The organism is Lacinutrix gracilariae (assembly GCF_042684485.1).
GTDB classification, from domain to species: domain Bacteria; phylum Bacteroidota; class Bacteroidia; order Flavobacteriales; family Flavobacteriaceae; genus Oceanihabitans; species Oceanihabitans gracilariae.
In genome coordinates this window covers 1-659 of the sequence record NZ_JBHULM010000019.1, presented here as the reverse complement: position 1 = coordinate 659, position 659 = coordinate 1, and the positions used below count along the sequence as shown (strand labels likewise).

Below are 659 nucleotides of genomic sequence, written 5' to 3'. Positions count from 1 at the left end.
TAACGGTTTTGTATATGGAAAGTTGCGTGTTTGCGTGCGAGGATTTTCCGAAGGAAAATCAGACGTAGCAAACGTGCAACGACCTTTTGATTTAGCTAAAAATAGCAATTTTTTATATACGTTGTTGTAGGTAGTTTTTTATTTAGATTTTATTTATCAACCATATAATTCCGATTCCATAAAATAAAAATCCACCGATTAGTAAAATCATTGGTAGGTTCTTTTCCCACCAATCATTGTCTTTTATTATTTCGTACTCATTTTGTTTTTTCAGGTAAATAATGTCAATCAGTTCATTAATCCGTTTCGGGTTTTCACTAGAGTCCAACTTTTGAGTCGTTTCAACTCCATTTCGGTCAGTAAAACTTACTATCGGAAAATGATATTCGTAAGAATCTCCGTCAGCATCTTTATTTCGTTCTTTTTTAAAGTCAACTATTTTCGCTTTAGTTTTAATTCCGTTGGCTCTTATTCTGCTATTTGTATTTCGAATATAGAATCCTGCGAATAAAAATCCGCTACCAACAATCAGAAAAACGACTGCTCCAATATATTCCTCAAAACTTTTACTTAACCAAAAAAGTAAGACAAGAATTCCGAATGGTAAAATATGTTTTTTAAGGTCGATGTTCATTTTCTTAAATTACCTACAACGGTTT

The 659-nt window shown here is 32.0% G+C and carries 1 protein-coding gene; it reads right to left on the bottom strand.

The window, feature by feature from the left end:
* Positions 1-142: 142 nt before the first annotated feature.
* On the bottom strand, positions 143-634 hold the full coding sequence (locus tag ACFSSB_RS15415; protein ID WP_379905913.1) for a DUF3592 domain-containing protein: 492 nt from the start codon (positions 632-634) through the stop codon (positions 143-145).
* Positions 635-659: the final 25 nt, after the last annotated feature.